Below are 21,485 nucleotides of genomic sequence, written 5' to 3'. Positions count from 1 at the left end.
GGTTCGTTTGCGGCTCGGCTTCAGCAGTGACATGCGCGCCTCGTCAGACGGCCTGGTTCTCGGCCTAGCAAGAACGTTGATCTTCATCAAGAGCCATCGATGGAACTGCAAGGGCCCCTATGCTCGATCCGCAGAACCCGGCTGACGGCCCCGACGACGTCGTCCGCATGATAGGGCTTCTGCGGTGTTAGCCTTTCGGACACCAGACGGGGTGTGACGGGCGAGAAACCGGTCGCATAGATCACGGGTAGATCGGGGTCGTGTTCTCGAGAATGTTCGGCGATCTTCCATCCGTCGATGCCGCCGGGCAACCTGACGTCGGTGATCAGAACGTCGACAACCTGCCGCCCGCACCACGCCAATGCCTCTGCGCCATGCGCCGCGTAGTCGTATCCTTCCTCCCGCCAAGTTTCCACGACGAGCTCGCGTATGAGGCGTCGTCCTCGACGACGAGCATCGCACTGGCGACTCCTTCAACTGACGGGTGGAGCGCTTCTGCCGACAGCAGGCGCGTTGACCGGCGCGGCAGGCCCGCTCTCGCAAGCGGGCTTGCCGGTAACCGTCAGAACCCAGAATAGTAGTCGTTCACCGCTCTTGCGCGTCCCGGGTCGTTCCAGTCCCAGGCATTGTCGTTGCCGTACTTCGGCGCGCCCTGAAGCCTGTCGGCGGTAAGATTGGTCCGGTAGCCGCCAAGACCTGTGTCGTACTTCAGCGATTGCCAGGGCAGGGGGTAGTGATCGTCCCCGATGCCGAGGAAGCCACCGAAGCCGAGAACCGCGTACGACACTTGGCCGCTGACCTTGTCGATCATGACGCGCTCAATCGAACCGATCTTCTGGGCGTCGGACCCATAGACCGCTGTGCCTTCGACCTTGTCGCTACCGATCAGCGTACCTGTTTCACGCCTTTCCGTTTCCATCGTCGTCTCCTCCTAGAAACATTGACGCACGACAACTGCGATCGAGAGGCGATCGTTCCTACGTTTTAAAGGTTCGGCGGGAGAGCTATGGAAAAGCGAGCGACGCGGCAAAAACTGATCTCGTACTTCGCGCGTCGCGATGAATTCACCACCCCGACAACCGGCGCAGCGGAAGGTCACAGGATTTCCAGCCTGTCACCCTGTGCGGAAAAATGAGGTTAAGGTAGTGGCCGGGGATCCGCGACGCGGCTTTTGTGCCATCGATTGGAATGAGCCATCCACTCGGAAATCGGCTCGCCATCGCGATGCCGGCCTCCAGCTTCTGCACCAGCCCAAGCCGCCGCGGCCCCGAACAGCAACGCTGCAGCCGCCGAGAAGGCGATGATGATACTTGCCGCACGAGCCCTCGAGATCGCGCTCTTTGCATTTGCCAGCGTCGTATCAACTCGCCTCTCGGCGTCCGTCGCTGCGAGCCCGGTCAATGCAGTGACCTGCTGAACAAGATAGGTGCGATCCTCGGGGAGGACGCCGCCGTGACTCGAAGCAGTTGCTAGAATTCGCGCGGCTTCAGCACGCTCACCCGTCAGATCAACGTTCGGCGGCCGCCGGGGCGCACGGAAGAGATGATCAAGCTCGTAACTTAGGATCGACGGTTCGGTAGCAGACGGCGGTTGAGTCGTTGCGGACGGGCGGTTTGCAGCACCCGCTATCAGCGCGGTCAGAACAGCTCCGATTAAGACCGCGAGCGCCCAGGCAGCAACGCCATGCAGTCCGTCGCGCGTCTCGATGTCATCGGTCGCGGAAGCGTAAGGCGGCCGCACGCGCCCGGCAAAATAGCCGCCGCAGCCAAAACTGATGAGGGACTGAAAGATCAGGTAGACGCCCGACAACAGCCATAGCGCAACGGAAGCATCTCTCCAGGTCGGCGCAGCGGAGGCCATGCCCAGTCCAAGCGCTGTTCCAAAGGAGATCAGTATCAGGGACAAACTCGTAGCGACGAAGGCTCCAACGACGATGGGTGTCCACTGCAATCCCCAGAGCCTGGTTAAGTTGGATGCGGTGGCTGTTTCGGATGCGATCCCGGAGATTGGTTCAATGGCCATGGCGTCTACCTGAGACCGAGTAGAGACAAAATGAACATGACGATGACGATCAGGCCAACGAGATAGATAATTCCATTCATGCGAAGTCCTCCTCTTCGCCACTTCAATGCCAGGCGTGCGTAAGGGTTCCTCGATCCAGACGTTTCCCGCCAGGTGGCGCACTCGCGCGACTCCGGTCGTAAAAGAACAGCCGCGTTGCCGGGGTAAGACAACGCGGCTGGGAAGCAAATCCCCGGAGGAGCCAGGCTTACTTCCTGTTGCTTTGGGGCCGGCCTGATCGCTGCCGGGACCAGAGCCGCCCTGGCCGGACGCGTCAGGCTTCATCATTCCGCCCTTGGTCATGCCGTACTTGTAAAATCCTCACATGCCGTTTCTCAAGGTCGGGGAGACGGCCCCGGTTGGGGGGCTTGGGGGCAAGTAGACCGGGGCTGCTCCGCCAGCATCGGCGGCGATGCTTGGCAGGTCCTCAATTGGCCTTCGGCGCTAGTTGTTCCGCGCCGGTCGATGCAGACGCAGATTCGGCGTCGGTCGCCGGCAGGAATGCGAAGCTGGCAGCATATTTTCGCGTCTGGGATGCGCCAGGCATTGCCGTATCTCGGAATTGGCTTTATGCGCGTCGCTGACTGCTTGGATGTCGGTAATGCTGTTCTATTGAAGTGGTTCTGCCGCAAATTCATCGATGCGGGCGACCCTTACTAGCCAGGAGGGTCGTTTCCTTTCGGCTCTTGTAAGAGTTTCGGCATGTGTCCCCGCGGTTCGCGATCACGTGGGGCAGGGCGCTCGGATGGGACGCGGCCAAGCTTCGGCTGCAGCTCGACGAGATCCGTAAAGACGTCGGCCTGGCGGCGCAGCTCGTCGGCGATCATCGGCGGCTGGCTGGCGATAGTGGAAATCACCGTGACTCGCACGCCGCGGCGCTGCACGGCCTCGACCAGAGAGCGGAAGTCGCCATCGCCCGAGAACAGCACCATCTGGTCGATGTGTTCGGCGAGCTCCATGGCGTTCACCGCGAGCTCGATATCCATGTTGCCCTTGATCTTGCGGCGGCCGGATGCATCGACAAACTCTTTAGTCGCCTTGGTGACGACCGTGAACCCGTTGTAGTCCAACCAATCGAGCAGGGGACGGATCGAGGAAAACTCCTGATCCTCGATGACTGCGGTGTAGTAGAATGCCCGAAACAGTTTCCCGCGGCTCTGAAATTCCTCCAGCAGGCGTTTGTAATCGACGTCGAAGCCCAGGGCTTTCGCCGTCGCGTAAAGATTCGCGCCATCGATGAAAAGCGCAATCTTGTTAGTCGACGCGGATGACATGACTTGCGGGCTTTCCAGAGAGCCGATTTAGGTCTTCGCCGAGAGACCAGCAATTGAACGAAGGACTACGAGACGCACGAAAAATACTTTAAGCTTCAAGCAATCGCATGGCGAGGAGGAACTACGTAGCCACAAAGAAGTTAGCCCATTTAAAATTCTTGAGTAATGTGGCTATTTTAGGTGGTCGTTTTTGGAGTATGCGTCTCATGAGCGATGTGGATTTTCCTGTCTTTGATAGTTCGATCACACGGCGCGGTCGCGGCTGGCGCTGGTGTGTTTCTGGCGAAGCGGGTAAAATCGTCCTGCAGGGTACTGAGCGCAGCCGACCAGCGGCACAGTATATGGCTGCACGAGCGACTTTTTTGCTGCTCCTCACCGCGTCGTATTGGAGACCCAGCAATGTGCCGCTTCCGGTTGACGTATACCCGGTTGAGATAATTCCCAACGTGCGCCCGAACTCAACTGGCCTGAGATAGCCAAAGGCCGATTGCGCTTGGATGCTCTCGGACTCTCGGAAAGGCTCTCCATCGCGGCGTTCATGAGAGGGCTCGCGCAGTGTGGCGTGGCGCGTACGGATCTACTTTGCAAGAACCAATTCGTTGATTGGAAAAACGCTTCCGGTGCGTAAGCGCTGGGAGTGTTTGCGTCTGCGAGAACGAACGACGCCGGCAGCCCTATCACGTCGTACTCAAATGCCACCCCCTAGGGGTCATTCTCCTCGAACCGTTTCTGCGGCATCGACACTGGCGAAGACCTTGATTTGGTCGACGTCGCCGACCTGTTTGGCGGTGTTCACGTAGACGAAGACGGTCATTGATCCCTCTTCAGCTTGCGCCGGCTTAGGTCTTTGGAACGGATCGGACTTCCTGCGGGTTAAGCGCGACAACCCTGGGAGTTTGCCGTGAAACTAATCCTACTATTAGCAACCGGTTTGGCTGTCTCGATTGCTGCTGCGTCGGCGCAGCCCGCCGGCTCACCAAGCGGACGTGGGGCGGTCAATGGTGACCCGGCAGCCAGCTCGACGGCGCCGAGCAGAGACCCGCGTGGCACCACTGGCATGTCGCCTGGTTCGAGTAGCGGAAGTGGTACGTCCACTTCTGGCGGCAAAGACGACAATGGAGATCAGGGTCGAGACAAAATGCCAGACAGCAACAAGACGGTCCGGCCCGAGAACCAGCAGCCGGCAAAGCCGCACTAACGCCTAAATTCCCGCGTGGATCGACTCTCGTCCGATGTTCTAGTGTCGCAATTCGGACGGAGCAAGCGACCTCAGCTTTTGAAGGGGGATAGCTGAGGCCGCTTGAGCTTCGGAACGGAGGCGAATCCAACCGACGCTCAGCGAGGGTAGGCTGCATCCATTCCCACGCATGGTCCATTTGTGAACAATGCCGCCGCGATGTTAGCGCGCGTGCTTTACGTCTCGTGAACGTCCTCCGTCTTGCGCGAAGGGCCTCACGTTGAACTTGCCGAATTTCGATAGGCTTCGGTATTTCAACGGAGGTGTGCTCGGCGTCATCCAGAACTATGTTGCCGCGCTCTGAAGTGAGCGAGGAAATGACGGGCCGCCGCAACAAGGACAATCCGCCTATCCTCATCTGCCAAGAATGTAGGCGACCGATGGTGTATCTCGCTACACTTCCGAAGATTGCTAGCCTGCCCGCAGTACACGCTTACTTGTGTCGACCATGCCAGCGGGTCGATAGCATTACGTTGAAGTAGGGCCGACGCAGGCATCTTTTAAGCTAGCCGTCCTGGCACCGAATGCCGAAATTGTCGCAGATCAACGCAAAGGCTTCCTTCGCCTTTGCATCCTCAAAGCAGAAGCGAGTGCCGATGTCTGCGCGATCGGTCCACCACCCCAATTTGCTGCCCTTCGCAATGCGAGCAGCCTCTCCGCGCAGCAAATCCAACCGTTTTCCAGCCGCGTGAACGACTAAGCAATTTTCCTTTGTCATGAATGCGGTCCTCAAGAATGAAACAACGACACCATTTTGATTCCGACAAAAAATGAAAATAGTGTGGCGGCTGGGGTGCTAGAACGAAGGCCGCACCCAGGGGGACTGCTGCGACCTCATTCTCAAAAAAATTCGGGTGAAATGATTAAGTGAAATATGCAGCCATCCCCGGTGATCAACAAGCTACCGCAGCTCGGTCGCAGCGCAATGTCAGCTCAGCTAGGTCACACCTGGAAACCTATTTAATGCGCAGGCACGACTTGCTCAGAAGCCCTTCGCTTAGGCAGTCTGGACTGCTTCGTCGCGCGCTCCTCGTCATGACAATCCCTAATAATTCTTGACGGCCGGGCTAAACACCAGCCACAGCGCGACTGACACCAGCCCAAAGCAGCCGAGCAGCAGGAAGGTCGGGCCGTAGCCGATCCATTGCGCGATCCAGCCGCCGAGTGCGGGACTGAGGCTTGCGCCGATCCCCTGCACGGTGATCACGGCTCCCTGGCCGAGATTGATGCGGCCACTGCCGTTGAGCGAGCGCGCGACCATGCCCGGGACAGCGACAGTCTGCAGTCCGGTCCCGATGCCGTCGAGCACCTGCATTGGTACAACACCCCACCATCCCATGACGAAGAAAGCGAGCACGCCGCGAACAGGCAGCATCGTGAAAGAGACCAGCAGCACTGGCCAGTAGTTGCGCTTTCCCGCGACTTGCATGCCGACTAGCGATGTCGCGATCATCACGCCCTGCGCGATCACCACCGTGATTGCTACAAAGCTCGGACCGTCGGCCTGTGCTTCTGCGACGGCCGCAAGGCCATAGAGCGGGACGATCGCGGCGTTGCCGAGATGGAAGATCGCGAGCGCCAGCGCCAGCACGAGCAGCGGCTTGTGCTTGAACAGGATGGACAGACCACTCGGCGGGCTATCCGGATCGTCCTCCTTGCCGCCGCGCGCGGCGCGATCGTCGATCGCCTTGGCCGGGATCATCAATACGCAAGCCACCGCGATGGCGCCAAAAATAGCGGCGAGTACGAACACGGTCACGTAGCCGAATTTGTAACCGAGATAGCCCGACAGCGCCGCGCCGACCATGTTGCCGGCATGGTTGAATGCCTGGTTGCGTCCGTTCAGCGCATTAAAGCCTTTTTGATTAGCGATGCCGAGCGTGATGCCGGTTACTGCCGGCACAATCGCGGCACTCGCCAGCGATTGCGCAACCTGCGAGAACGTCACCGCCCAGAAATTCTGTGAGATCAGGATGATTGCGGATGCCAGAACGACACAGATGCCGGGGATGACGACCCACAGCCGCTTGTTGCGGCTAGAATCGATGAAGCCGCCGATCGGTGTCGTTACCAGCATGCCCGCGACATTGCCGATCGTCATCGCGGTGCCGATCAATCCGGTGGCCCAACCACGCTCCTGCAGGAATACGCCCACGAACGGCCCGATGCCCGACTGCATGTCGGCCATGAAAAAGTTGACGGCGTAGAGGGGCCAGACGCGGGAAGGGGAGCGCGATATCATAGAGAGGCCGAGCGTGAAGCTGCCGATCGAATAGAGTCTCGCGCAAGCGGACATGGCCCGCCGATTGGCCGGAGCGGACTGGAAAATAACCTGTGCCCATCATGTTAGTTCCGCCGACCTTGGCGATTAGAGTGCAACGACGTCACCTCGCTAATGCCTCGCGCTCATTTCTGGATCTCTGCCATGCCTCTCTGGACCTGCGCGGACCCTCCCATGCGCGGTCCGTTTCCCGGCGAGAGGTTAGCTTATGGCGGCGAGCTCGAGGAGCTTCCGCGCGGCGGCCTTGGGTTCGGCGTTGGGACGTTCCCCGACGAGTTTTATATTGCGGCCAAATCTTCTTTCACGCCACGTGCCACGATTCGCAACGCGCCGTCTGCAAGCGGACGCTGAAGTTCTTTGGCTTCATCCCAAGGCGCCTTCATCCAAGTCTCAACTTCACCCGGCGCCGTCAAAACAACGGGCATCGCTTTCGGGTGGATGGCGTTTACCTCAAAGTGTGGTTTAGTGGTTAACCGCTTACGTCACGAAGGGCGAAGTTCGCTCTACGGTCGGCGGTGGTGCGTCAGGCGTCGGCGATCAGTGAGGCGATGTCCTCGAGCGGACGCCGGCTGAAGTCCTTCGCGAGTTCCCCTAAGATCTTGTCTCTCAGGTCGCGATTGAAGTGCTTGCGCATCTCGCCCAGGATTCTAGCGTCGGAGACAAGGACCAAGTGTTCTATGGTCCCGTCCAGGCTGAGCTTGTTCAGGAAAGCCGCCGCCGCTGCCGCGAAGTCGTCCTCGACGAGCCGCCTCCCGTCGGGGTTGGCTGAGCCGGTACGATGCCGCGCACCCGAGCCCGAGTGGGCGGACTGAGGCGGAGCCGCCGTGATCTCGACCAAGTGCACCCCAGGTTTCACGCCTGTATTGTGGAACAGGCGGATCGTCTCGCCGTCAGCGACAGCTACTGTCGCACCGGTAGGCAGAATCATCGAAAGACCTCCCGTTCACGATCCCGCACTGACACGGCGGGCTATGTACTTGTCAGCCGGTGTGTTGCTGCGTCTCTTAAGCTCCCGGCACGGAACTCCTCAGAGCAGGCAGTACAACGACCGCCGTAAGGAAGCGGCGCGGCGCGCACGGCGATCTTGGCGGCCGAGAAGTCGGTGTGCTGGAGAACGCCTTCCCGGCCGGTCGACGATCGGTCGAAGATTGAGTCCATGGCGGTCGAAAGGAAAATCACCTCTCGCTATGGAGTCGATAGCCGACCGTTATCGGAATGACTGAAAGACGCTTGGCGCCGCGGCGGGAGCACGGCGCTTCCCTCTGCGAGCACTCGCGCAAGCGGTCGCCGGAAACCCCGCCTTTGCCGAAGCTTGTTCGAAGGCAGACTGAAGCTTCGGCCAGGATGCCTCGGCACTCCTCGCGACATTGGAAGCGCGTGCACCCTATGCGATGTCGGGACGGCCGGCGCAATTTTCCGCGGCGTTTGCCCGGCGTCGTCTCGACGCGGGTCGGCTACGTCAAGAACGCCACCCACCGCAACCGCGCCACGCACGCGGCGGCGATGGAGATCGCGTCCGTTTCGACCAGGACGAGCTTCAGCGATCGGCAAGAGTTCTTCTTCCAGATGTCCCGCGCGCCGCCGTCCCCGCCCCTAGGGGAACGTCAGGCCGAAAGCAGCCGGATCGGGCTGCTCGCCTTTCCGGGGGACCAAGAAGCGCTCCAACCCACCCGGCACGAAGCTGAGCAGCAGGGTCGCCTGGTCGCCGACCACCTCGATCGTATGCGGCACACCGCGGGGAAGAGCCGCGTAGGCGCCTGGCCCCACCTCGATACGGGCATCGCCGACCCGCGCGATTAGCTTCCCTTGCACCACGTATAGCAGCTCGTCCTCGCGCGTGTGGGTGTGCAGCGGCGGTTCTTCCCCGGCCCGCACTGTCCACAGGACAGTGCCATATTCGCCTCCGGACTGGCTGCTCTCCACCTTCATTTCGACGCTCGAGCCTCCGCTCGAGGTCACTGTCTCGCCGCCGTGCGGCGCCGTGAGAACCGGCTTGTGAACTGACATTGTAACCTCCTGATTGCGCGTCGGATGAGCCCGGCACCGTGCAAGCATGGAATTCCGTGCGGCGAATTGGAAATGACGTCACGCCATGAAATCAATAGCTGTCCGTCATGATGGCGGTTCGCTTTCCGCACCGGATTCGCGTGCATCCGACGTTGACTGCTCGAGCAGATCGGTCAGCATCCTGATGGCCTCCGTTGGCTTCAGGACTTCGCTCTCATGCAGTTGTTCGATCTTCTCATGCAGCAATTTGAGCTTCGCCTACATTGATCCGGTAGTCGTTCTCCGCGGCCTTGCGATCGATATCTTGCTGCTTGTTCTGGCTTAGCATGATGATCAGCGCTGCGTTGCAGCCTGGGCGCCGCGGCGTGCCGATAACGGTCGGCTATCGACTCCATGGCAAGAGGTGATTTTCCATTTTTCGGTGCTGGAGCCAATCTTCGAGCCATCGTCGCCCGCCCGCGTGTACGGGCCGAACTTGGCGTCCCGTTGGACGATCGCAGGCCAGGAGTTTCCCAGATGCTGATCAAATATTCATCCGACATTTCCTTTCCCGGCGAGGTCGAGAGCCCTCTGCCGGGGGATGTCGTCGTGCTTGCGGACTGCGCCGGTGTCGCGCTTGGGGTGCAGCGCCCACTCGGTGTGAGAATGCGGAGCGTCAGCGATCACGGCAGCGGTGTTATCGCGTCCAGACGCGTGGAGATTCCGCTCGTCGGGGGCGACGGCGAGATCTCCGGGGTCCTGTTCCGAACCGCCCCACGGTCCAGCACGCGCCGCGCGGCCTTCGCCCGCGGTTCGGAGGGCGAGAGGTCGATCGGGGACGTGGCGCCGTTCGTCGTCCACGACATCAACAACCTTCTCGCCGTGATCGGCGGCGGCCTGCGGCTGCTCGAGTGCCAGAGCGATGCCGCGTATCGAGCGGCGATCGTTGGCAAAATGCAGGAAGCGATTACGCGAGGCGTGTTGCTCAGCCGTCAGTTCCTCGATACTGCGCGACCATGCCGCAAGTCGATCGACGGCTTTGTCGCAGGCAGTCGTCTCGCAGCGATCGCGGGTACGCTTGACTGGGCGTTGCGCCCGGACATCACTGTCCGCACCGAGATCGCGCCCGACTTATGGACCTTCAATGCCGACCCGGAAGAGCTGTACTTTGCGCTCCTGAATCTCTGCCGAAACGCAGACGATGCCATGCCGGCCGGCGGCACGATCACCGTCGCGGCGCGGAATGTCGAGCCGTTTAGCGCGGACCGCGGGTTCGTTGAGATTGTCGTCGCCGACGAGGGGGAGGGCATGTCTGAGGAGGTCCTGTCGCAGGCGTTCCTTCCGTACTTCACGACGAAGGCGGCTGGCGGCGGCAGCGGCATCGGACTCGCCCAGGTTCGGCGCTTCGCCGAAGGACGGGGCGGTGCGATCAGTATGGAAAGCGAGCGAGGTGGTGGCACGCTGGTCCGCCTCTTTCTCCCGTGTGTCGACGATGCGGGGGGCCGGAGCAGCTTTGTCGGTACGCGGATCACGCGCACGCCGTCATCCAAAACTCCCCGCGGTCAGTGACTACCGCGGTGTGGCGGGAAGGCCGGAGATGCGGAAAAGCGGGAACGCGCCCGCGGGGGCTTCCCATCCGGCGAATCACCGTGAATGCGACGTATGGTCGGGCCACTTCGACACCGAATCGACTACATCGCGGCACTCTAGGAACGAGATAAGACTATGTTTTCCGTGATTTTCGAAGCCCTCCCCCATAAAGGGAAGTGGGATAACTACCTCGACAACGCCAACATGCTGCGCCCCGAGCTGGAGCAGGTCGAGGGCTTCGTCGACAACATCCGCTACAAGAGCCTGACACGCGAGGGCTGGATCCTTTCGCTTTCGAACTGGCGGGACGAGAAGTCGCTCGTCCGTTGGCGCATCCGCATGCGCCATCACGAGGTCCAGCAGAAGGGCCGCGATGAAATACTCGCAGGCTACCACCTCCGCGTCGGTCAGATCACTGCCGACAATAAGGTGCCCATGGGTTACGCCCTCAGGGAGCAGCGGCTCGATGAGACCGAAGTCGGGGAGGGGCTGACAGTCACGCTGATCAACGCGACGCGCCCCGCGGAGTGGAAGCAGACCGACAATCCGTACGACTGCGCGGAGTGGCTCGGACTGAACCCTTGGGCCGCCGACTTCACGTCCTGGGACATCTTCGAAGCAGTGCTCACGCCTGGCGACCTGATTCTGCTCATGTCCTGGAAGGACGCCGCCGCAGCGCAGGCTTACGAGGACGCTTCCGCGCCGGATGACAAGGCAAGGGTTCGTAGAGTGCGGATCGTGCGCGACTACGGGAAATACGACCGTCGCGAGGCACCTCAATACTTCGAAGATGCCAAGGGCGGCGAGACCCTCCATGCCTGACGCCGCTCCGTCGGGAAGGGCCATGCTGCCACGAGAGTTCGACTCTGGGTTCGGACTGCCGCCCAGTCTCGCGTTTAGCCAGGCTTGGTAAGAAACAGACGATTGGCGGTTGACGAATTATCGTTGAGGCTTGCTCCGCTAGCTGTCGCACGATTGATTTCTGCACTGACGAAGGTGACGAACATGGGTACGCGGCGGCGCCGCCGCCCGTTCGGTACTCGCCCATCTCGCATGCACTAACCTGGCTCTCAGAAACTCCTGAAAGCGTGTCCGTGCGTCCTAATCAATAGGCCGAGCCGTTCCAACCTGCGCAGGCAAGTCGCATCTACTTCCCATGATCGCGACGTGCCTGTCACGCCGTCGATTGCAAAGGCTTGTCTCTATCGACAGTCGCACCTTGACGGAGAACATAACAACCCATGGAGCTTCATCAGGTTCGCTACTTCCTCGCCGTCGCGTCCACGCTCAACTTCACCCGCGCGGCCGAGCAGTGCAATGTCACGCAGCCCGCGTTGACCAAGGGGGTGCAGAAGCTCGAGCAGGAACTCGGCGGCCAGTTGATCTACCGCGAACGCCAGCTCACCCAACTCACCGATCTTGGAAAGGAGGTCCTTCCGATGCTCGAGCGCACACTGGCCTCGGCAGAGGCGGTGCGTCGCCGAGCCCAGGAGTTCCAACGCAAGGACGTTGCGCCACTGAAGATCGGCCTTGCCCCCTCCATCTCGGCGTCGCTCGTCCTCGATCCGATCGCGGAGATCGCAAAGTTCGTTCCTGGACTTCACGTCGAGCTGCGCGAGGGCGCGGCGAAGAAGCTCGTCGACCTCTTGCTTGAGGGTGAGATCAACGTCGCAATGGTTGGGGACGTGCAGGATGTGCCCGCCCGCATCGATGACTGGTCGCTGTTCGAGGAGCGCTACGTTGTGGTTCTCGCGCCGACGCACCGGCTCGCAAATCGTCCCTCGATCGGCATCGACGACCTCCGCGAGACCATCTTGCTCGAACGCGCCGACTGCGACGTGGCCCCGAAGATCCAGAAATCGTATTTCCCCGAGAGCCCGCCCCAGCTTGGCCACTGCAGCGGTCACGACCTGCACCTGCAGCACATGGCCGCGGCCGGCCTTGGCGTGATGCTCGCGCCCGAGCACATGCCGCGCCTTCCGACGCTCAAGACCATCCCGCTCGAAGGCAACCTGGTTTCACGGGAGGTACGCCTACTGGCTGTACAAGGGCGCCGCTACTCCCCGGCGCTGGACGCATTCGTCAAGGTCGCGCGGCTTCGCGACTGGTCGGTCGAAGCCCCCGACCGGGGCGTGCCGCACGCAGCGGTCCCGGTGGTGTCGAGGGCGCCCGCATGACCACGACACGCACGCCGACGGCCAGCCGCTTCCAGCCAATCGATCCTCAGCCCGATGACTCCCAACCGATGTTAAATCAAACCAACAAGACACTCGCCCGGATTCGCACCGAGTTGTTGACGACGTTCAGCGCTGCGGATTGGGAGTCATACAACCACCTCGTGCGCTGGCTCCGAGATACAGACGTGGCATCGCACGCTCTGAAGGTTGGAGATGACGCGCCGAGCTTCCTCCTGCCGGACGCTGATGGCCGTCTCCACTCCTCCGAACGGCTGCGCCGCAAAGGACCCCTCGTCCTGAGTTTCTTCCGAGGCGGCTGGTGTCCTTTCTGCACCGCTGAGCTTTGCGCCCTGCAGGCTGCAAAGGATGAGTTCGAGAGCATCGGTGCGACCCTCGCAGTGGTGACACCCGAGACGAGGGACTTCCCGCGGCAGCTCAAGCGGAGCCTAGGCTTGGACCTGAAGGTGCTCTCCGACGTCGACTATGGCGTTGCCATGTCGTATGGCGTGCTGTTCCGGGTGCCCGACGAGACCAAAGCGCACTATTCCGGGCTAGGATTCGACTTCGGCGCCCGGCACGGGTCACCGGAGTGGATGTTACCTATTCCCGCGACCTATGTGATTGACGCGGAAGGCCGGATCCGCAGCGCATTCGTCGAGCCGGACTTCACGATACGAGAGGAGCCGACGCAAATCCTGGCCTCGCTGCGCCAGGCCGCTTCCACGTCCGAGTGAGGGCAGTAGAAGGTGGGGAGCAATATCCGGGCAAACCTGGCGATGAGCCAGTTTGAAGTGCCCTTCGACGACCGCGCACTCGCAGTTGCCTACTACGACGTAAGACGGTCGGGTCGGTGCTCACAGCGCTCACGTACGACGATATCTTCTGCTTATCGAATACATGTCCAAAGAGAATTTCTAATTTTGTCGGCCGAGTCCGATCTTTAGGGCTGGCTAGGCCGAGCGCGCGGTTGGCCACACAGCGATTGAAGCAATGATTGAAGCCGTTTCACTGGATCAGAGTGCACAGCGCGCGAGCGGTAGAGGAGATCCCCATGAAACTATCGAGGATTATCGGCCTCGCTGTTGCCGTCTCCCTGGTCACCGGCGCGGTGGCAGCGCTCGCGCAGATCAACGGAGCGGCTCCGGCCGGCCCGACCGCGAACGTGGTAGACGGCGCTGGGCACCTGCGCGTGCCGGCGGACTACCGAACCCTCTACCAAGCGCTCGGCACCTGGGCGATTGCGGCTGAGAGCGGCCAGGGCTCGAATGAAATCCACGCCGTGTACGCATCCCCGGGGGTGATCGACGCCTACCGGAAGACGGGGCATTTTCCGGACGGCGCCGTTCTGGTGAAGGAAGTCTTCGCGACTTCGACCAACGAGATGACCACCGGCACGGTAAGCCACGCCGACAAGCTCAAGGGCTGGTTCGTCATGGTGAGAGACAGTAAGGGAACGCACCCCGGCAACCCGTTGTGGGGCGACGGGTGGGGATGGTCGTGGTTCGACGCGGACAAGCCGCTCAAAACCACCTCGACGGACTATCGTTCCGATTGCCAGGGGTGCCACCTGCCTGCCACGGCCACGGACTGGATTTATGTGAATGGATATCCCGTGCTGCGTCACTGACTGACGTTCAGAGTAAAAACGAGCGGATGGAGTTCGACGTGTCCCTCTCGGTCTATGACATCACGGTCCCTGTCATGGTGCACGGAGTGAACGTGATGGACGACTATCTCGACCACGCCCAAGCACTCGAGCGGACCAAGGGATATGAGCCTGGAAGGATCCTTGGCGAGCGGCTCGCGTCCGACATGCTGAGTTTCGGAGAGCAGATTTCTGTAAGCTGCAATAAGGTCGACGCCCACATGGCGAAGCTGATGCAGCGCGACGCGCCTGCTCCCCACAACACCCTCATGATGTACCCGGCACTGAAGGGGCGGCTCCTCGAGACGCGCGGCTTCCTGCAAAACGTGCGGCCGGACGAGATGGACAACGCGCAGTCCCGCACATACGAACTGACACCGCCTATCGTGCGCGGGTGGTTCGGTGGCGACGACTACATCCGGCACCTGGTGCTGCCCGACTTCTTCTTCCACATCGCGATTGCGCACGCGATCCTTCGGCACCTCGGAGCGAAGATCGGGAAGCGCGACTACCTCGGCAACCTCAGTCAGCAGAGCGGAGGTGACTACTCGTGAGCGGCAGGCGCGGTGCGCGACACGAGCCGAAGCCTTCAAGGTTCACGCCGGAAATTGCATACTGATGGGTGGCGTCGACGGTCTGACGGCGGCTCAGCGCCGCTGGGTAATGCTCTGCATCTTGCTTGGACTTGGTCTAAGTTCCCTCGGAAGCGCGATCGTGAATATCGCCTTGCCAAACATCTCGCGTTCATTCGCAAGTAGTGACGCCGCGACCGTTTGGGTCGTGAATGCCTATCAGCTTTCGGCAACGGTCTGCTTGTTGCCCGTTGCAAGTCTGGTCGAATCACTCGGTCTGAAGCGCGTTTATACCGCCGGCCTGGCCATTTTTGTTTTCGCGTCGTTGGGTTGCGCGTTCGCTCCAACATTGCCGATGCTGGTGAGTGCGCGCCTAATTCAGGGTGCCGGGGCAGCTGGAGTTTCTGTGGCCGGCATGGCATTTGTACGCGTGATTTATCCGCATCACATGGTCAGCAAGGGCTTCGCGTTAGTCGCATTAGCAGTGGCGATACCTGGAGCATTGGGCCCCACCATCGCGGCGGCAGTACTTGCCGTGGCAAAATGGCCCTGGTTGTTCTTGGTGAATGTGCCATTCGGCCTCACTGTTCCGCTATTTATTGCTGCTGCACCACCAGACGTTCGGGTTGCGCGCTCTCTCGATCTGATCGGGACCGCTCTCAATGCGCTGGCGTTCGGGCTTTTCGTCGTCGGTGTCGGCACGCTGGGTACTGGCGATGGGCGCATTGCGACGGGAGAGATCGTGGCAGGTCTCTTCTGTCTCAGTCTCTTCGTTCGACAACAGCTCCGGCACCCTATGCCAATGTTGCCATTCGATCTTTTCCGTATACCTCTGTTTACCCTATCGGTGTGGACATCCGTCTGCTCCTATGCCGCACAAATTCTGGCTTACGTCTCCTTGCCGTTTCTATTTGAGACGAGGATGCATCTTTCGGCCGTGGAAACAGGTCTTCTTCTGACAACCTGGCCGTTCATGACTGCAGTCACGGCCCCAATTGCCGGCCGCTTGACGATCCGCCACCCCGCTTCGGTGATCTGCAGCATTGGTTTGGCGTTGTTGGCGGTCGGTTTGCTCCTGATGATCTTCTTGCCGACATCTCCGGCGAGATGGGATGTCGTATGGCGACTGGCTCTTTCCGGTATCGGCTTTGGTCTTTTTCAGACCCCGAACAACACGGCGATGATGACGGTTGGACCCGTAGGGCGCAGCGGGGCCGCAAGTGGGATGAATGCCTCGGCTCGCTACGTCGGATGGTCACTTGGTTCCGCGTTGGTCTCGCTGATCTTCGGCTTGGGCGGAGACCAAGGCGCCGTCTTCTGTCTGGTCGCCGGAATGGCCTTCGCTCTGACGGGAGTCGCTACCAGCAGCGCTCGTCGGTTCAGATAGCGTCCAAATGCGGGACGCAGCACCTCGTCGGAGGTCGTCCGGCGATATCTGCGCCATGTGCTCGCTGCTGCAGACAAACGTGGCTTGCGACAAGTCGCCGCAAAGCTCGTGGCTCGAGATCAACGATCAGCCATGACGCTCCGCTGAACACGGCTTCCGGTAAGTTCAGGGTGTCTGCCAGATTTAGTGAAGTATCGAATTCGGTTGAATTCCGTGCTTTCTAAGTTGCGTCCGCTTTCGCCATGACCGGTGTCAGGGTCATCGAGGCCGCAAAGGCGCCGCCGATCGAGGTCGCGGCGGCTATGGCGAGGCCGACTTCGTAGCCGGACGAGAAAGACGCGACGCCGGCGGCAAGTGCCACCCCGGCGAGCTGCGCAATCCGGCTCGCCGCATTGTTGATGCCGGAGGCGAGTCCTTCGTCGGCCTGATCCACACTCGACATGACCGACGCGGTGAGCGGCGCCACGAGCACAGCGAAGGACAGGCCCAGTAGGGTCATAGGTCCGATCACGCCGAGCATCAGGGATTCTTTCTCGCCAAGCGCCATCAGGATATAGGCGAGTGCCGCACCTAGCGGTCCCGCGATGAGCATGGCCCGCGCGCCAATCTTGTCTGCCAGCCGGCCGAAGAGATTTGACAAGAGCCCCACGCCAAGCGTGAAGGGTAGGAATGCGAGCCCAGCGTCGGTCGACGACAGGGCGCGGCGATCGATGAGCTCAAAGGGGAGCAGAAAGAACATGATCGAAACCCCCGCGTAGACCATCAGGGTGACAACGTTCAGCCCGAGGAAGGCGCGGTTCTCCGCCAAGCGAGGTGGCGTCATCGGGTGTTCGCTTCCGCGCTCCCAGAGCGCGTAGACGGCGAGCCCGATAATGCCAAGCCCGGTGACAATCACGAGCACTGTGCCCGACGGGGCTGAAGCGTCCGCGGCGGCCTGAACTTCACCGCGGCCGATTTGGCTAAGCGCCCAGGCAAGCGCCCCGATCGCCGAAGCGAGGATCGCGGCGCCAATCACGTCGAATCCGCGCTGAATGCGACCATCCTTCGGCGCAAAGACCAGCAGAACTCCCACTGCCACGAGCGCGAGCGGCGGGTTGATCCAGAACACGGATGGCCAGCCAAAGGTCTCGGTGAGCCAGCCGCCCAGGACAGGACCTCCGGCGGTGGTGAGAGCCGACGCTGCGGCCCATACGCCGATCGCTCGGTTCCGCTCTGCGCGCGGATAGGTGGCCCCGATCAGGGCGAGGCTGGCGGGGGTAACGATCGCTGCGGCTACCCCCTGCGCGACGCGGGCAGCGATCAGCCAGGCGGGCGAAGGCGCCATCGCGCAAGCCGCGGATGTCAGACCGAACAGCACGCAACCGAACCAGAGCATGCGCGCCTTGCCATAAACATCCGCGAGGGCGCCGCCGATCAATGTCAGCGAGGCGAGCGCCAGCATATACCCGTTGAGAACCCATTGAACCGAGGCAAGGTCCGCCGCCAAATCTGAGCGCAATCTCGGTAACGCAACGGGCAACGCTGTCGCATCGATGAACGCCATCGAGGACGCGAGCACACAGGCCGCGAGTACCATGCGCCGGCACCGAGGCGGCGCTTCCCGACCGAGCTCTCGCGGGCAAGGTTCTGCGTCGATAACGCCGCGGCTGCATCCCTCTACAAACGGCTGCGCCTCGTTGCGACACGCTCGCCGTCTCTGGTTCGCAGGATTGGTCATTCGAGTCTTATTTTGGGTTGAAAGTGGTTCCGACAGCCGTCTCATACGGTGGCGGTCGGACCCCGGTGAAGGAAATTATCTCTCGCCATAAAATCGATAGATAATCGTTATTGCCTTGCCGCGCGGCGGCATGCCGTCGCGGCGTGCGCAACTTGCCTTGATTTACCAATGGCAGAGAAGACCGTCGCACCACTATTCCCCGCTGCAATGGAAACCATACATGCCGGCTATTGGAGAATGTTACTCCGCGCTGCCATCAATGGGTACCGCTCGCGGATTTTGTCGAGGGCTGGACAACTGAGATCGTGGAGGCGCCGTCCCATCTTCGCTTTCGGAACTACCCCATGGTCGCTGGCAAGCGATGCCGAACCGGCTTTTGTCGCTGGAACGTATCCAGCAAAGGAGCAAATAACTGAGGAGACAACTCACATGAAGGCAATCGCCGTAACGGACCAGGCCGCGGGAACGGCCGGGATGAAGCTGGTGGAGCGGCCCGAACCGCGGCCAGCGATAAACGATGTCGTCGTTCAAGTTCATGCATCGGGCTTCACTTGGGATGAGCTGACGTGGCCCCCGATGTGGACCGATCGCCTCGATCGTAACCGAACACCGTCGATCCCTGGGCACGAGCTGGCCGGAGTCGTCACCGCTCTCGGTTATGGCGCGACGGGATTGTCAGTGGGACAGCGGGTGTTCGGCCTGACGGACTGGTATCGCGACGGCACCTTGGCGGAGTATGTGGCCGTCGAGGCACGCAACCTTGCGCCGCTGCCGGGCGACGTCGACTTCACGGTGGGCGCGAGCCTGCCGATGCCGGGTCTGACTGCGTGGCAAGGACTGTTCGTGCACGGCCACCTTCAGTCGGGGCAGACCGTCCTTGCGCACGGTGCGGCTGGCGTCGTCGGTTCGATGGTGACGCAACTCGCACGTGAGGCCGGCGCCTACGTCATCGGCACCGGACGCGTTGCCGACCGTCAGGCGGTGCTCGACTTCGGCGCGAATGAGTTCGTCGACCTCGAGAACGACGCTCTGAAAGATGTCGGTGGCGTCGATCTGGTTTTCGATATCTTCGGCGGCGACATCGCGAAGCGGTCCGCAAGCCTGATTCGAGCGGGAGGAGCGCTGGTGACCATCGCCGGGCCGACCGAGGCGCGGCCCGCCGACGGCTTGGCGATCGACTTCGTTGTCGAGTCCGATCGCGCCCAACTGGGTGAGATCGTCCAGCGTCTGCGGGACGGACGACTGCGGACGAACATCGGCACCGTCTCGACCCTCGATGACGCCATCGCCGCCTTCAATCGGACCGAGCGACGCAAGGGGAAGACAATCGTTCGCGTTCGCCCGTGAGAACTTGGGGCGGAGAACGGTTCCGCGCTCCTCGTCAGCACGGCACGCATCCACGTTTAGGCGTCGCTCGGCCGTGGCCTCCGGCGGCGCGGCGCGGGCAGGAGGCGACGGCGGTTCATGGCAAGCCTGCTTGAGGTTGAATTGATGTTGCGAAAAGTGATCCGCGAACGGACACGGCAGTTCGGCTTCGGCTGCCGGCCAATGAGCCCGCGCGCCGCGAAGCGCGCCACCTGACATGACGGCCAGGTCGTGAGCAGCGCGTCCCTGACCCTGACCGATCGCGGCCTGGCGCTCTCCGAGCCTAAGGCCGTCGGAGCGCAGGGCAGCACCAAGGTGCTCGCCGCGTTGAGCCTGGGCAGCTGCCTCGTGTTCGTCAGCGGCGCCGTCGTCACGGTCGCGCTCGCGGCGATTGGCCGAGACATGCGCCTGTCGCCGCTTGATCTGCAGTGGGTCATGAACGCCGAGCTCCTTCCGCTCGCGGCCCTGACCTTGGTAGGCGGCGCTCTGGGTGATCGGTTCGGACAGAAGCGGATATTCCTCGCGGGGATCGCTCTCTATGGCCTGGGCGCGGCCGTAATTGCTTTCGCGCCGAGCTTCGCGCTGCTCATCGGCGGCCGCTTCCTGCAAGGTTTGGGCGAAGCTGTGATCCTGCCCAACGGCCTTTCCGTGCTCGGGCGGGCCTTTCCCGCCGACAAGAAAGCCCGTGCGATCGGCATCTGGTCCGCCGCCGCAGCGGTCGCCAGTGGCGTCGCGCCCGCGATCGCGGGCGCGATCATTGATCACGGCTCCTGGCGGACGGCCTTTCTGATGCTCCTGCCCATCGTCGCCAGCGCGTTGGCCTTCGGCACGGCGTGGATACCCAAGGACTCCTCGACCAGCTACGTCCGGATCGACGTCTATGGCGCGGTCCTTTCGACAGTCGGGCTCGGCTCGTTGGGCGCGGGGCTGACGAGCCTGACCAACGGTGCCGGTCCAACCCTTTGGCTGCTCATCACTCTGATCGTCGGTCTGGGCGGCTTAGCCGGCCTTATCGTCACACAGCGGCGGCTAGGCGAGAATGCCATGTTGCCCCCGTCGCTCTTCGCCTCGCGGTCGATCGTCGGCGCGAACCTGTTCACCGCACTCCTCTACGGTCCGTTCACGGTCATGCTAACCTTGATCCCGTTCGTGATGATCCGAGGCGCGCACCTGCCGACGCTGGTGGCGGGCCTGGCCTTCCTTCCTCTGCAAGCGCTGATTACGGTGGTCTCGCCGCTCGCCGGTATGCTCTGCCGCGTGTCTGGCAGGCGCCTGCCATTGTTCGCCGGCAGCGCCGTCGTCGCCTTGGGTTGCATCATGGCGCTCCGTATCGGTCCGAACGCAACCTATTGGGCGGACATCTTCCCCAGCATCCTGTTGCTGGCGCTTGGCATGAGCCTGGCGATCGCGCCGTTGACGACCCTCGTCCTCACGTCCGTCGAGTCCGATCGAGTCGGGACAGTGTCTGGCGTCAACAGCGCAGTCTCACGCGCCGGGTCGCTCTTCGCCATCGCATTGCTCGGCGGCGTGCTGCAGCAAGGCGGTCCTCAGCTGTTCTGGGGATTCCACATGGCGATGGTTGTCGCCGCCGTCGCCTGCGTTCTCGCCACGCTCGCGGTGTTCATCATCGAGCCGGGGCCCCACGTCGACTTCATCCCGCGAGACTGACCGTTCGGTGTCGGCAATCAGCAGGCCGGCAAGGTCGAGAGGGAACAATGAAGAACGAATACCAAGCTCTAGGCAGAAGGAGAAACTCATGAAGATCCGAACCATTGTCGCTGTCACCTGCGCCGCCTTCTCGATAGCCGGCCCGATCCGCGCCCATGATCGCGAAGCGGAAACCGTCGCGAAGAAACTCGAGGCGGCCATTCCCAATGTCCCTGGCAAGTCGCTGCTCGCCCTGGAGGTCGATTACGCGCCGGGCGCGGCATCCCCGCCCCATACCCACGCGAAGTCGGCTTTCATCTACGCTTATGTCATCTCGGGCGCGATCGAGTCGAAGGTGAACGACGGCGAGAAGCGCATTTATCGGGCAGGCGAAGGCTGGTCGGAGCCGCCGGGTGCAACCCATTCGATCAGCCGCAACGCGAGCAAGACGAAGCCGGCGAAGCTGCTCGCTGTTTTTGTCCTCGACACCAATGACAACCCTCTGACGACACCCCTCAAGTAACGTACTCACTGAGCCTGGCACGA

General features: G+C 61.7%; 21 protein-coding genes and 1 pseudogene. 10 read left to right on the top strand and 12 right to left on the bottom strand.

Annotated elements, in window-relative coordinates; genetic code table 11:
* Positions 1 to 86 precede the first annotated feature (86 nt).
* From ABIB95_RS21855 to ABIB95_RS21805, 11 genes and pseudogenes are all read right to left on the bottom strand, one after another.
* On the bottom strand, positions 87 to 416 hold the full coding sequence (locus ABIB95_RS21855; RefSeq protein WP_354242021.1) for a response regulator: 330 nt from the start codon (positions 414 to 416) through the stop codon (positions 87 to 89).
* A 146-nt stretch (positions 417 to 562) separates the two neighbouring features.
* Complete coding sequence (locus ABIB95_RS21850) at positions 563 to 919, bottom strand: PRC-barrel domain-containing protein (RefSeq protein WP_028160059.1); 357 nt, start codon at positions 917 to 919, stop codon at positions 563 to 565.
* Positions 920 to 1,137: 218 nt separating this feature from the next.
* Positions 1,138 to 2,022: a hypothetical protein gene (locus ABIB95_RS21845; protein ID WP_080669683.1), complete on the bottom strand. Its 885-nt coding sequence runs from the start codon at positions 2,020 to 2,022 to the stop codon at positions 1,138 to 1,140.
* A gap of 695 nt (positions 2,023 to 2,717) precedes the next feature.
* Positions 2,718 to 3,335 carry a LabA-like NYN domain-containing protein gene (locus ABIB95_RS21840; protein ID WP_028160060.1) on the bottom strand — a complete coding sequence of 206 codons (618 nt, stop codon included), beginning with the start codon at positions 3,333 to 3,335 and terminating at the stop codon, positions 2,718 to 2,720.
* Positions 3,336 to 5,077: 1,742 nt separating this feature from the next.
* Positions 5,078 to 5,290, bottom strand: coding sequence for a hypothetical protein (locus ABIB95_RS21835; protein ID WP_354182140.1), 213 nt, complete (start codon positions 5,288 to 5,290; stop codon positions 5,078 to 5,080).
* A gap of 327 nt (positions 5,291 to 5,617) precedes the next feature.
* A complete protein-coding gene (locus ABIB95_RS21830) occupies positions 5,618 to 6,814 on the bottom strand; it encodes an MFS transporter (protein WP_354242063.1) in 1,197 nt (398 codons plus the stop codon).
* A 317-nt stretch (positions 6,815 to 7,131) separates the two neighbouring features.
* A pseudogene (locus ABIB95_RS21825) lies at positions 7,132 to 7,326 on the bottom strand (SOS response-associated peptidase); the annotation flags it as partial.
* Positions 7,327 to 7,376: 50 nt separating this feature from the next.
* The gene (locus ABIB95_RS21820; protein ID WP_354242017.1) at positions 7,377 to 7,781 is read right to left on the bottom strand and encodes a baeRF12 domain-containing protein; all 405 of its coding nucleotides are present in this window, start codon (positions 7,779 to 7,781) and stop codon (positions 7,377 to 7,379) included.
* Positions 7,782 to 8,446: 665 nt separating this feature from the next.
* Positions 8,447 to 8,860, bottom strand: a complete 414-nt coding sequence (locus tag ABIB95_RS21815; RefSeq protein WP_283017355.1) for a cupin domain-containing protein — start codon at positions 8,858 to 8,860, stop codon at positions 8,447 to 8,449.
* A 105-nt stretch (positions 8,861 to 8,965) separates the two neighbouring features.
* Entirely contained in the window at positions 8,966 to 9,106 is a 141-nt protein-coding gene (locus ABIB95_RS21810) for a hypothetical protein (RefSeq protein WP_354242014.1), read from the bottom strand.
* The gene (locus ABIB95_RS21805) at positions 9,096 to 9,188 is read right to left on the bottom strand and encodes a hypothetical protein (protein WP_354242011.1); all 93 of its coding nucleotides are present in this window, start codon (positions 9,186 to 9,188) and stop codon (positions 9,096 to 9,098) included. The genes ABIB95_RS21810 and ABIB95_RS21805 overlap by 11 nt, the downstream gene beginning before the upstream one ends.
* Positions 9,189 to 9,376: 188 nt before the next feature.
* On the opposite strand from ABIB95_RS21805, the gene ABIB95_RS21800 reads away from it, so the two are divergent.
* The 7 genes from ABIB95_RS21800 (at position 9,377) to ABIB95_RS21770 (ending at position 16,210) form a co-directional block, all read left to right on the top strand.
* Positions 9,377 to 10,408, top strand: coding sequence for an ATP-binding protein (locus tag ABIB95_RS21800; protein WP_354242008.1), 1,032 nt, complete (start codon positions 9,377 to 9,379; stop codon positions 10,406 to 10,408).
* 156 nt (positions 10,409 to 10,564) lie between these two features.
* Positions 10,565 to 11,251 (top strand): antibiotic biosynthesis monooxygenase family protein, encoded by a 687-nt coding sequence (locus tag ABIB95_RS21795; protein ID WP_354242005.1) that lies wholly within the window; start codon positions 10,565 to 10,567, stop codon positions 11,249 to 11,251.
* Positions 11,252 to 11,670: 419 nt separating this feature from the next.
* Positions 11,671 to 12,606: a LysR family transcriptional regulator gene (locus ABIB95_RS21790; RefSeq protein WP_063981741.1), complete on the top strand. Its 936-nt coding sequence runs from the start codon at positions 11,671 to 11,673 to the stop codon at positions 12,604 to 12,606.
* Entirely contained in the window at positions 12,603 to 13,340 is a 738-nt protein-coding gene (locus ABIB95_RS21785) for a peroxiredoxin-like family protein (protein ID WP_063981742.1), read from the top strand. The genes ABIB95_RS21790 and ABIB95_RS21785 overlap by 4 nt, the downstream gene beginning before the upstream one ends.
* Positions 13,341 to 13,657: 317 nt before the next feature.
* Complete coding sequence (locus ABIB95_RS21780; protein WP_283017352.1) at positions 13,658 to 14,233, top strand: cytochrome P460 family protein; 576 nt, start codon at positions 13,658 to 13,660, stop codon at positions 14,231 to 14,233.
* 38 nt (positions 14,234 to 14,271) lie between these two features.
* Positions 14,272 to 14,805, top strand: a complete 534-nt coding sequence (locus ABIB95_RS21775; RefSeq protein ID WP_063986171.1) for a DUF1993 domain-containing protein — start codon at positions 14,272 to 14,274, stop codon at positions 14,803 to 14,805.
* Positions 14,806 to 14,869: 64 nt separating this feature from the next.
* The gene (locus ABIB95_RS21770) at positions 14,870 to 16,210 is read left to right on the top strand and encodes an MFS transporter (RefSeq protein ID WP_354242001.1); all 1,341 of its coding nucleotides are present in this window, start codon (positions 14,870 to 14,872) and stop codon (positions 16,208 to 16,210) included.
* Positions 16,211 to 16,430: 220 nt separating this feature from the next.
* On the opposite strand, the gene ABIB95_RS21765 is transcribed toward ABIB95_RS21770, so the two are convergent.
* Entirely contained in the window at positions 16,431 to 17,753 is a 1,323-nt protein-coding gene (locus ABIB95_RS21765; RefSeq protein WP_283017349.1) for an MFS transporter, read from the bottom strand.
* Between the two features lie 603 nt (positions 17,754 to 18,356).
* On the opposite strand from ABIB95_RS21765, the gene ABIB95_RS21760 reads away from it, so the two are divergent.
* The 3 genes from ABIB95_RS21760 (at position 18,357) to ABIB95_RS21750 (ending at position 21,462) form a co-directional block, all read left to right on the top strand.
* On the top strand, positions 18,357 to 19,274 hold the full coding sequence (locus ABIB95_RS21760) for an NADP-dependent oxidoreductase (RefSeq protein ID WP_354241998.1): 918 nt from the start codon (positions 18,357 to 18,359) through the stop codon (positions 19,272 to 19,274).
* Positions 19,275 to 19,523: 249 nt separating this feature from the next.
* Positions 19,524 to 20,960: an MFS transporter gene (locus ABIB95_RS21755; RefSeq protein WP_354241995.1), complete on the top strand. Its 1,437-nt coding sequence runs from the start codon at positions 19,524 to 19,526 to the stop codon at positions 20,958 to 20,960.
* A gap of 88 nt (positions 20,961 to 21,048) precedes the next feature.
* Positions 21,049 to 21,462 (top strand): cupin domain-containing protein, encoded by a 414-nt coding sequence (locus ABIB95_RS21750; protein ID WP_063981746.1) that lies wholly within the window; start codon positions 21,049 to 21,051, stop codon positions 21,460 to 21,462.
* Positions 21,463 to 21,485 lie beyond the last annotated feature (23 nt).

The organism is Bradyrhizobium sp. LA2.1, from assembly GCF_040547725.1.
GTDB lineage: Bacteria > Pseudomonadota > Alphaproteobacteria > Rhizobiales > Xanthobacteraceae > Bradyrhizobium > Bradyrhizobium barranii.
The sequence above is the reverse complement of the archived record's forward strand: the minus strand, read 5'-3'. Positions and strand labels throughout refer to the sequence as shown.

Bases quoted from the DNA above. Each gene is read 5' to 3' on its own strand.
- ABIB95_RS21760 (WP_354241998.1), top strand. From the start codon at position 18,357: ATGAAGGCAATCGCCGTAACGGACCAGGCCGCGGGAACGGCCGGGATG.
- ABIB95_RS21790 (WP_063981741.1), top strand. From the start codon at position 11,671: ATGGAGCTTCATCAGGTTCGCTACTTCCTCGCCGTCGCGTCCACGCTC.
- ABIB95_RS21850 (WP_028160059.1), bottom strand. From the start codon at position 919: ATGGAAACGGAAAGGCGTGAAACAGGTACGCTGATCGGTAGCGACAAG.
- ABIB95_RS21840 (WP_028160060.1), bottom strand. From the start codon at position 3,335: ATGTCATCCGCGTCGACTAACAAGATTGCGCTTTTCATCGATGGCGCG.
- ABIB95_RS21785 (WP_063981742.1), top strand. From the start codon at position 12,603: ATGACCACGACACGCACGCCGACGGCCAGCCGCTTCCAGCCAATCGAT.
- ABIB95_RS21795 (WP_354242005.1), top strand. From the start codon at position 10,565: ATGTTTTCCGTGATTTTCGAAGCCCTCCCCCATAAAGGGAAGTGGGAT.
- ABIB95_RS21800 (WP_354242008.1), top strand. From the start codon at position 9,377: ATGCTGATCAAATATTCATCCGACATTTCCTTTCCCGGCGAGGTCGAG.
- ABIB95_RS21830 (WP_354242063.1), bottom strand. From the start codon at position 6,814: ATGATATCGCGCTCCCCTTCCCGCGTCTGGCCCCTCTACGCCGTCAAC.
- ABIB95_RS21845 (WP_080669683.1), bottom strand. From the start codon at position 2,022: ATGGCCATTGAACCAATCTCCGGGATCGCATCCGAAACAGCCACCGCA.
- ABIB95_RS21815 (WP_283017355.1), bottom strand. From the start codon at position 8,860: ATGTCAGTTCACAAGCCGGTTCTCACGGCGCCGCACGGCGGCGAGACA.
- ABIB95_RS21750 (WP_063981746.1), top strand. From the start codon at position 21,049: ATGAAGATCCGAACCATTGTCGCTGTCACCTGCGCCGCCTTCTCGATA.
- ABIB95_RS21835 (WP_354182140.1), bottom strand. From the start codon at position 5,290: ATGACAAAGGAAAATTGCTTAGTCGTTCACGCGGCTGGAAAACGGTTG.
- ABIB95_RS21805 (WP_354242011.1), bottom strand. From the start codon at position 9,188: ATGCTAAGCCAGAACAAGCAGCAAGATATCGATCGCAAGGCCGCGGAG.
- ABIB95_RS21770 (WP_354242001.1), top strand. From the start codon at position 14,870: ATGGGTGGCGTCGACGGTCTGACGGCGGCTCAGCGCCGCTGGGTAATG.
- ABIB95_RS21820 (WP_354242017.1), bottom strand. From the start codon at position 7,781: ATGATTCTGCCTACCGGTGCGACAGTAGCTGTCGCTGACGGCGAGACG.
- ABIB95_RS21765 (WP_283017349.1), bottom strand. From the start codon at position 17,753: ATGGCGTTCATCGATGCGACAGCGTTGCCCGTTGCGTTACCGAGATTG.
- ABIB95_RS21780 (WP_283017352.1), top strand. From the start codon at position 13,658: ATGAAACTATCGAGGATTATCGGCCTCGCTGTTGCCGTCTCCCTGGTC.